We start from the raw sequence: 7,019 nt of genomic DNA on the forward strand, positions 1-7,019 counted from the left end.
GCCGAGCACGACACCGCGGCCGTACTGGCATTTCTGGTCGTCGACGGCCAGGCCGTGGGTGTAGACCACGGCCACCTCGCCGGGCTCGCCGGTGCCACCCGGCGTCGCATCAGCCATGGGTCACCCGCTCGGCGGCGCCGCGGTCGATGGACCCGGGGCGGCGCGGGTACACGAATGGCGCGCAAGTGGGGCGGCGGGCACACGAACGGCACGTGAAGGGCGGGCCGTGCACCCGAACAGCGCGAGCGGGCGGCAGGCACACGCGATCAAGCGTGATTAGAGGGGTGGGCGCACACCATCCACGACCGTGCACTCGGGCAGCCGTCATAGAGGCGCCAGAACGACTCGATCAGCGATCGGGGATTCCCGCCGCCCCGGCCGGGCATGATCGTGAACACGGACCGCCCCGCGGCGCGCCCACCAAACGATTGACGATCACGAATCGGGGCGGAGTCACCCGCGTGAGTGCCGGCCAGCATCCACGATCAACGCATCCCGGGCGGCCCGGGGCGGCACGGTGGCCGTACGTGACAAGCGCCGCGGCCGTAAGCGGGAAGCGCGGCGGAAGCAGCGACGGCTTCTCTGCGTGAGCGCCTGACACGGTGGGGTGTCCAGAACCGGACACCCCACCATGGGTGGATCAGTTGGCGTCGGCCAGGGCCGCGAGGGCCTGGGCGGCGCGGAAGTACTTGTTGCGGCCGAGCTCGCCGATGGTCTTGACGCCGAGTGCGTCGCGGATCAGCTTGCCGCCGTTCTCGCTGACGCCGGCCAGCGCCTCGACCGGCGCGTCGAGGATCTCCTCCAGGGTCTTGTCCTGGTAGGCCTTGTCGACGATCTTGGTCAGATCGGCGGAGACTGCCACGGTCCCTCCAAAAGGGGTCGGCTTCTGATCCACTCCGGACAGAGTGGATCTTCGTTCGGCCGCGAAGCTTAACGGATCGTGATCGGACTACGATCTGGGCAGGCTCGCATCGACCCCGATGCTCTCTGTGGTGGAGGATCACCGTGGATCCGATCGCACTGTCCGCCTCGGTCGTGCCGTTCATCGTGGTGGCCGCGCGCTCGCTCGGCGAGCGCCTCTGGTCCCGCGACCCCGACGTCACGGCGCGCGGTGCCGCCGGGTGGGGCCGCCGCCTGGCCCGCCGGGTCCGCGACGGTGACCCGTGGGCTGCCGAGGCGATCGACGACGTGGTCGCCGACCCGGAGAACGAGGCGGCGCACGCCGCGCTGCGCCGCCGGCTCGGCGAGACGCTCTCCTCGTCGCCGGAGCTGCACGCGGAGATCTCGGCGCTGATCGTGCAGGCTCAGGCGAGCGCACCGACGACGTTCAGCAGCTTCGAGCGCCCCACCTGATCCTCACCGTCCGTGGCGACGACGGCGACTTTCCGAAATGGTGGGAGAAAAGGTGCTCGCAACGTCGCGATGATGATCAACGTTCTGCCATCCTGTGTGCGTGGAGGGCGAGGACTGGGCCTGCTGCTACATCCTGGTGGAGAAGCGCTCGGCAGCCGAGGTCGCGGAACTGATCAAGGGCCGGCTGGGCCGGCAATGGCGCACCGAGGAGGAGGCCGCCCGGCAATCCGTCGCCTGGCCGTCGATCGGGCCCACCGGTCTCGGCTGGGCACTGCTGATCGACCCGCATTTCGAGTTCGGCGACGCGGACGTGGAGATGCGCGTCTGGTCGGTCGGCACCCGGCTGGTCCGGTTGTCGTACATCGGGCGCGAGCATTTCGGAAACGTCAAGGTGTGGACCGACGGCAACTCCTCGTGGGAGGTCTCCTTCGAGGGCGAAACCGATAAAGAGCCCACCATCGAGGGACTTTTCCCGTACGGGCTGAGCGCTCTCGCCCCGCCCGGCGCCTCGCCGGAGGAATATGCCCGGGTACCCGCCGCCGCGGTCCGTCTGCTGACCGGCTGGGAACCCCGCCGGGTCGGCGAGGCGTCGTTCGTCACCCTGGAATACGACCGGACCGAGACCGTGGCGGACTGGGTACTGAACAGGAGCGCGGGTACTCAGTAGGAACGCGGCAGACCCAGCGAGAACTGTGCCACGAAGTTGAGCGCCATCTCCCGGCTGACCGGCGCCATCCGCGTCAACCGGGCCGTTCCGAGGGCCTGGACCAGCCCGTACTCCAGTGCCAGCCCATTTCCGCCGTGCGTTTGAATCGCCTGGTCGACGGCCGCGCACACGGCTTCCCCGGCCGCGTATTTCGCCATGTTCGCCGCCTCGCCGGCCGCTTTCAGGTCACCGGCCGCGTGCAGCGCCGCCGCTTTCTGGGTCAGCAGGCGCGCCGCCTCGATCTCCACGTGCAGTTTCGCCAGCGGGTGGCTGATGCCCTGATGCGCCCCGATCGGGGTACCCCAGACCGACCGTTCCCTGGCGTACTCCACCGCTTTCCGCAGTGCCCACCGCGCCATTCCGGTCGCCGACGACGCCGCCATGATCCGCTCCGGGTTAAGGCCGGCGAAGAGCTGTTCCATGCCCGGGGAACCGGAGCCGATCAGCGCGTCCGCGGGCAGCCGTACGTCGTCGAAGAAGAGCGTGAACTGCTTCTCCGGCGAGACCAGTCCCATCTCCAGGGGCTGCCACGTGAACCCGGGTGCGTCGGCCGGAACCAGGAACAGCGCGGGCCCCTGCGCGATCACGAGAACATGGCTGACCTCATCGACGCCGCTGATGAAGGTCTTCGTCCCGTTGAGCACCCATTCCTCGCCGTCCCGCACCGCACGGGTGGCGATCTGGTGCGCGTTCGAACCGGCGTCCGGCTCGGTGATGGCGAACGCGTACTTCGCCGTTCCGTCCGCGACTCCGGGCAGCCAGCGCCGTTTCTGTTCGGCCGTACCGAACTGTGCGAGGACCGTACCGACGATCGCCGGTGAGACCACCATCAGCAGCAGCGGGCACCCGGCGGTCGCCAGCTCCTCCAGGACCGCGGCGAGGTCGCCGATCTCGCCGCCGCCACCGCCGTACTCCTCGGGAACGGCGACGCCGAGATAGCCGAGCGCGGCCGCCTCGTCCCAGAGCTCGGTGGTCTTCCGGCCCTCACGCGCGGCCGCCAGAAAGTACTTCTCGCCGTACTTCCCGGCCAGCCGCGCCACGGCCGCCCTCAGTTCCCGGCGCTCGGCGGATTCCACGAAGGCGGTCATTCTTCCTCCACGACGTCGATGACGGCCAGAACCGTTCCGGCACTGATCTGCTGCCCTTCCCGGGCCGCGAGCGACGCGACGATCCCGCTGTTCGGGGCGGCCAGGGTCTGCCGCATCTTCATCGCTTCCAGGACCACGATCGGGTCTCCCTTGGCGACCCTGTCCCCGGCGGCCACCGCCACCGAGACCACGACGGCCGGCATCGGCGCGAGCAGCGATCCCTCGCTCACGCTCTCCGCCGGATCCACCATGTCCGGTACGCGGGAGAAGTCCACCGCGCCATTCGGCCCCACCACGTCCACCCCGCCGTCGTAGGGTGTGACCAGATAGGCCTCCCGTACGCCGTGATCGTCCAGCACCACGCGCCCGTCCCCGACCGCGGCGACCGCGACTCCGGCGACGAAATCCGAGACCAGTCGCCCGCCGTCCGACGAGTAGGACACCGGATATTCGGTCGTGCCGTGCCGCAGGATGCGCACCCGTGGCCCGCTCGGCACATTCCGCCAGGCGACCGGAATACCCGCCTGCACACGCCGGGCCCCCGCGGTCCGGACCGCCGCGCCGAGTGCCGCCGCCAACGCCGCTTTACGGACCGAATGTTCCGTCGTGCTGCCGTTCCAGGCGTCCAGCCGCCGATCCAGAAGTGCCGTGTCGAGGCGTCCCGCGACGAAATCCCCGTCGTCGAGAATCGCCCGGAGAAGCCGCAGATTGGTGGTGACGCCGTGCACCGCGCCGCGCCGCAGAACGTCCCCGAGCAGCCGGATCGCCGATTCCCGGTCCGGCCCGTACGCGATGACCTTCGCCAGCATCGCGTCGTAGCGGATGCCGACCTCGCTGCCCGCCTCGACGCCGGAATCCACCCGGATCCCGGGCCCGGATCCGAGGTCGAAGGCGCGGATCCGGCCGGTCTGCGGCGCGAATCCGCCGGCCGGGTCCTCGGCGTAGACCCGTACCTCGATCGCGTGCCCGGAAGGCGCGGGCGGCGCGGCACCCAGCGGTTTCCCCTCGGCGATCGCGATCTGCAGCGCGACCAGGTCCAGCCGGAAGACGCATTCGGTGACCGGATGCTCGACCTGAAGACGCGTGTTCATCTCCAGGAAGTGGATCCGCTCGCCGTCGACCAGGAATTCCACCGTTCCCGCGCCGCGATAGCCGACCGCCTCGGCCGCCGCGTACGCGTACCGGTGCAGCGCCGCCCGGACGGCATCGGGCAGGCCCGGCGCCGGGGCCTCCTCGACGACCTTCTGGTGGCGGCGCTGGACCGAGCAGTCCCGGTCGCCGAGCACCCAGATCCGCCCGTGCCCGTCCCCGAGCACCTGCACCTCGACGTGCCGGGCGTGCGGGAGGTACGGCTCGGTGAAGACCGTCCCGTCCCCGAACGCGGCCCGCGCCTCGGCCTCGGCGATCGCCAGCTCCTCCCGGAGCGCCGAGGGCTCGGTGACCACCCGCATGCCACGCCCGCCGCCGCCCGCCGCGGCCTTGACCAGCAGCGGGAACGTGCCGTCGCCGTCGAGGACCGGCACACCGGCCGCGGCCATCAGCTTCTTGGCCCGGATCTTGTCGCCCATCGCCTCGATCGCGTCGGGTGACGGCCCGATCCAGGTGAGCCCGGCCGCGATCACCTCACGGGCGAAGTCCGGGTTTTCCGATAGGAAGCCGTATCCGGGGTGAATCGCGTCGGCACCGGCGGCCCGGGCCGCCGCGATGATCTTCTGTGCGCCCAGGTAGGAGTCGACGGCGACCGACAGATCAGCTTCGGTCGCATGCAGTTCGTCCCCCTCGGCGAAAACAGCCACCGTCGAGATTCCCAGTGCCCGGCACGTCCGGAAGACGCGGCGGGCGATCTCGCCCCGATTGGCGACCAGCAGACGGCGGATCACAGCCGGAACACCCCGTAGCCCCGAGCGCCCTCGACCGGCACGGAATGGATGACGGACAGGCAGATACCGAGAACGGTGCGGGTGTCCCGTGGGTCGATCACGCCGTCGTCGTAGAGCATTCCCGAGGTGAACATCGCCAGCGACTCCCGTTCGATCTGCGCCTCGATCGCGGCTCGCGTCCTCGCGTCGGTCGCATCGTCATAGGGCCGGTTCGCCGCCTTCGCCGCCTGCCGCGACACGATCGAGACCACCCCGGCCAACTGCGCGGCGCCCATCACCGCCGATTTCGCGCCGACCCAGCTGAAGAGGAATCGCGGATCGAACGCCCGCCCGCTCATCCCGTAGTTCCCGGCGCCGTACGAGGACCCGAGAATCACCCCGAGATGCGGCACCGTGGAGTTCGCCACCGCGTTGATCATCTGGGCGCCGTGCTTGATGATGCCGCCCTGCTCGTATTCCTTCCCGACCATGTAGCCGGTGGTGTTGTGCAGGAACAGCAGCGGCGTGTCGGTCTGATTGGCGAGCTGGATGAACTGCGCCGCCTTCTGTGACTCCCCGCTGAAGAGCACGCCCTGCGCGTTGGCGAGAATGCCGATCGGATACCCGTGCAGCCGCGCCCATCCGGTGACCAGACTCGGCCCGTAAAGCGGCTTGAACTCGTCGAACCCACTGCCGTCCACGATCCGCCCGATGACCTCCCGCGGATCGAACGGCTCTTTCAGGTCGTCCGGCACGATCCCGAGCAACTCCTCGGGGTCGAGAACCGGCTCCGCTCCGGCGGGAACGGCGAGACCGGATTTACGCCAGTTCAGTCGCCGGACGATCTGCCGGCCGAGCCGGATCGCGTCCTTCTCGTCGGCGGCCAGGTAATCGGCGAGCCCGGACACCCTCGCGTGCATCTCCGCGCCGCCGAGCGATTCGTCGTCGGATTCCTCGCCGGTCGCCATCTTCACCAGCGGCGGCCCGCCGAGGAACACCTTCGCTCCCCCGGCGACCATCACCACGTAATCGCTCATCCCCGGCACGTACGCGCCACCGGCCGTGGAATTGCCGAAGACCAGCGCGATCGTCGGCCGCCGGTCGGCGCTCGCCTCGGTGATGCCCTTGAAATGGCGCCCGCCCGGAATGAAGATGTCCTTCTGCGTGGGCAGATCCGCGCCACCCGACTCGACCAGGTTGATGGTCGGCAACCGGTTCTCCGCCGCGATCTGCGCCGCTCGGAAGCTCTTCTTCAGCGTCACCGGATTGCTCGCGCCGCCGCGTACCGTCGGATCGTTCGCCACGATCATGCATTCGACGCCCTCGACCACGCCGATCCCGGTCACCAACGCCCCGCCGACCGCGAAATCGGTGCCCCACCCGGCCAGCGTGGACAGTTCCAGGAACGCGGAGTCCTCGTCGAGCAGCAGTTCGATCCGCTCCCGCGCGGTCATCCTCCCGCGCCGGCGATGTCGTTCGACGCTGGCCCGCCCGCCGCCGGCGAGCGCTTTCGCCTGCTGCGCCGCCAGGTCCGCGATCAGGTCCAGCATCGCCTGCCGGTTCCTCACGTACGCCGGCGACTCCCGGTCCACAGTCGTCCTCAGCACAGCAGCTCCGTGGGTATCTCGACGTGTCGTGCCCGCAGCCATTCCCCGACCGCCTTCGCCTGCGGATCCGCCCGGTCCGACGCCGCCACGCCCGCGCCGAGCAGCCCGTCGATCACGATGTTCAGCGCGCGCAGGTTCGGCAGCGCGTACACGGTGATCGGCAACTCCGCCGCCTCCGGCAGCAGCCGCCGTACCGCGTCCGCGTCCAGCCACCCCCGCAGCCAGGCGTACGCGTCCTCGCGTCGCGGATGTCCCGCCGGAATCCACACCCCGACGTTCGCGCTCCCGCCCTTGTCCCCGGACCGCGCGTACACGAGCCGCCCCAACGGCCCCCGGCTCCCCCGCACCCACGCCCGCTCCCGGTCTTGGCTGGTGGTGAGGGGTGTCTCGCCCGCCCCGAGACACC

At 70.1% G+C, this 7,019-nt stretch carries 6 protein-coding genes and 1 pseudogene; 2 read left to right on the top strand and 5 right to left on the bottom strand.

Features of this window, described 5'->3' with window-relative positions; genetic code table 11:
• Positions 1 to 640: 640 nt before the first annotated feature.
• A complete protein-coding gene (locus tag AB0M08_RS46940; protein ID WP_364508717.1) occupies positions 641 to 862 on the bottom strand; it encodes a hypothetical protein in 222 nt (73 codons plus the stop codon).
• A gap of 143 nt (positions 863 to 1,005) precedes the next feature.
• On the opposite strand from AB0M08_RS46940, the gene AB0M08_RS46945 reads away from it, so the two are divergent.
• Positions 1,006 to 1,353 carry a hypothetical protein gene (locus tag AB0M08_RS46945; protein ID WP_364508720.1) on the top strand — a complete coding sequence of 116 codons (348 nt, stop codon included), beginning with the start codon at positions 1,006 to 1,008 and terminating at the stop codon, positions 1,351 to 1,353.
• A 100-nt stretch (positions 1,354 to 1,453) separates the two neighbouring features.
• A complete protein-coding gene (locus tag AB0M08_RS46950) occupies positions 1,454 to 2,020 on the top strand; it encodes a hypothetical protein (RefSeq protein WP_364508723.1) in 567 nt (188 codons plus the stop codon).
• On the opposite strand, the gene AB0M08_RS46955 is transcribed toward AB0M08_RS46950, so the two are convergent.
• The 4 genes and pseudogenes from AB0M08_RS46955 to AB0M08_RS46970 all read right to left on the bottom strand — a co-directional run.
• On the bottom strand, positions 2,014 to 3,147 hold the full coding sequence (locus AB0M08_RS46955; protein WP_364508725.1) for an acyl-CoA dehydrogenase: 1,134 nt from the start codon (positions 3,145 to 3,147) through the stop codon (positions 2,014 to 2,016). The two genes, AB0M08_RS46950 and AB0M08_RS46955, sit on opposite strands and share 7 nt — an antisense overlap.
• Entirely contained in the window at positions 3,144 to 5,027 is a 1,884-nt protein-coding gene (locus AB0M08_RS46960; RefSeq protein ID WP_364508728.1) for a biotin carboxylase N-terminal domain-containing protein, read from the bottom strand. Before AB0M08_RS46960 ends, AB0M08_RS46955 begins: the two co-directional genes overlap by 4 nt.
• Positions 5,024 to 6,655, bottom strand: coding sequence for a carboxyl transferase domain-containing protein (locus tag AB0M08_RS46965; protein WP_364508731.1), 1,632 nt, complete (start codon positions 6,653 to 6,655; stop codon positions 5,024 to 5,026). The genes AB0M08_RS46960 and AB0M08_RS46965 overlap by 4 nt, the downstream gene beginning before the upstream one ends.
• Positions 6,607 to 7,019: pseudogene (locus AB0M08_RS46970) on the bottom strand (hypothetical protein); the annotation flags it as partial. The gene AB0M08_RS46965 and the pseudogene AB0M08_RS46970, both read right to left, overlap by 49 nt.

The organism is Actinoplanes sp. NPDC051851, from assembly GCF_040681165.1.
Taxonomy (GTDB): domain Bacteria; phylum Actinomycetota; class Actinomycetes; order Mycobacteriales; family Micromonosporaceae; genus Actinoplanes.

Coding starts and splice junctions, on each gene's coding strand:
- AB0M08_RS46955 (WP_364508725.1), bottom strand. CDS start 3,147: ATGACCGCCTTCGTGGAATCCGCCGAGCGCCGGGAACTGAGGGCGGCC.
- AB0M08_RS46965 (WP_364508731.1), bottom strand. CDS start 6,655: ATGGCTGCGGGCACGACACGTCGAGATACCCACGGAGCTGCTGTGCTG.